The organism is Mesorhizobium sp. P2_F8 (assembly GCF_056403655.1).
This window is the reverse complement of sequence record NZ_JBFUFB010000093.1, coordinates 1-1,621: the sequence shown is the minus strand read 5'-3', so window position 1 is coordinate 1,621 and position 1,621 is coordinate 1. Positions and strand designations below refer to the sequence as shown.

The window sequence follows — 1,621 nt, the reverse complement described above, 5'->3', positions numbered from 1 at the left end:
GAACGGGCCTCTGACGGTGGCACCTCGAGCGAGGTCGTGGTCAATGGAAGGACGGCCAATGTTGCCGAAGACGAGGTCGAGGACGACGGCGTCAAGCCGCTGCCGGATCGCCTCGTCTTCGACCTGACCGCGCAGCGGACTCTGGCGATGCGCAATGCGCTCGCCGGTGACGTCGATATCGCCTTCGTCGCGGCACTTCATGCCTGCGTGCTGCAGGTCTTCTATCGCTTCGCCTCCGACACCTGTCTCGAAATCAGCCTGAAGAGCGGCAGCTTCGCCCAAGTCGAGGGACTGGCCGAGACGTCCTGGGCGAAGGAGATCACCGAACGAAACGAGGCCTGGGACCGTGACCTTCCCGATGAAGAGGCGGAACTCTGGAGCTTCCTGGTTGACCTTGATGAGGCGAGCCGCAAGGCGCTTTTCGCGCACTGCGTCTCGCTGACCCTCAACGCCGTGACCGAACCCTGGAACAGACGGCCCCAGGCGCTGGCGCACGCGGACGTGCTCGCCAGTGCGCTCCAGTTCGACATGGTGTCGGCAGGCTGGACGCCTACGGTCGAGTTTCTCGGACGGCTCACCAAGGCGCGGATCCTGCAGGCCGTTCGCCAGGCTCGCGGCGAGGACTCCGCGCAGCTGATCGAGCATCTGAAGAAGGACGTCATGGCCCGCGAGGCAGCTCGCCTCCTCGAAGGGTCGAACTGGCTACCCGAACCGCTGCGTCTTGCCGGTCACGATACCTCCGATCCCGTCGACCAGCACACGGATGATCCGGAACGCAGCGTGGATGACCCCGACGAAACGTCGGGTACCCTTCCAGCATTCCTCGACGCGGTCGCGGACCTTTCGTCCAGTGACCCTTCGTCCGGCGGTGACGACGAGAGCGATCAGCTCCAGGCCGCCGAATAGTCCGCACCATCAATCCGCAAGGGCCCGGCAATCATGCCGGGCTCTCATTGTTTCGACGCGCAAACCCGCAGGCCGGGTCCGCCTCCATTCATGGTGATCGACATGTTCCAATGGGAAAAGAGCTGCTCCTACGACGAGCATCAGAACAGACGCTTTCACACGACAGCGTGTTCAAGGCTGAAGAAGCTCGCAGCCGAACTTGATCTGCCGCACGGCAGCTTTGAAATTCGCTCCAACAAAGCGGGAATAGCCGTGTCGGGCGAAGTGACCCTGCACCATGAGCGCGCCTACATCCAAGTCGGTCAGTTCGGGTTTTCGTCGGGGCACGGTATCCTTATCCGGACCTGCAAGGACCGTAGGGATTATCGCGGCGGTCCGAACCACCTGGTCGCGCTCGCCATGTTAGACGACATTCCAGCCCTCGCGGCCGCCGTCCGCGCAATCACCGGCGTCGGTCGCGGACAGTTCCGCGCTGCCTGACGTCTCTTCTGCGCACAGGCTCCGGCCGTACGGTGCCAGCACCTCATCAATCCGCCGATTGCCAGCCGCCACGGCCTGTCCCGTGAGCGGATGCATCGGCTCGTCTGGATCCAAGCCATGTCCAATCATCCAACTTTCCGAAAAGTCTTCGATGGCGTCGCCACGCGTGAGCAGATGTTTCAGCTGTTCAACAGGCATAACAGCACCCCGGGCACCGACGCTAACTCAGGTACCC

The 1,621-nt window shown here is 63.0% G+C and carries 2 protein-coding genes and 1 pseudogene; all 3 read left to right on the top strand.

Annotated elements, in window-relative coordinates; translation table 11 throughout:
- A pseudogene (locus AC1DZP_RS36110) lies at positions 1–906 on the top strand (DNA-binding protein); the annotation flags it as partial.
- A 90-nt stretch (positions 907–996) separates the two neighbouring features.
- Positions 997–1,386: a hypothetical protein gene (locus AC1DZP_RS36105; RefSeq protein ID WP_477309120.1), complete on the top strand. Its 390-nt coding sequence runs from the start codon at positions 997–999 to the stop codon at positions 1,384–1,386.
- A gap of 90 nt (positions 1,387–1,476) precedes the next feature.
- On the top strand, positions 1,477–1,621 hold a 145-nt coding region (locus tag AC1DZP_RS36100), incomplete at its 3' end, for a DUF1419 domain-containing protein (protein ID WP_477309122.1).

What these genes read in the sequence shown, in the direction of transcription:
- AC1DZP_RS36105 (WP_477309120.1), top strand. Translation starts at nt 997, where the DNA reads ATGGTGATCGACATGTTCCAATGGGAAAAGAGCTGCTCCTACGACGAG.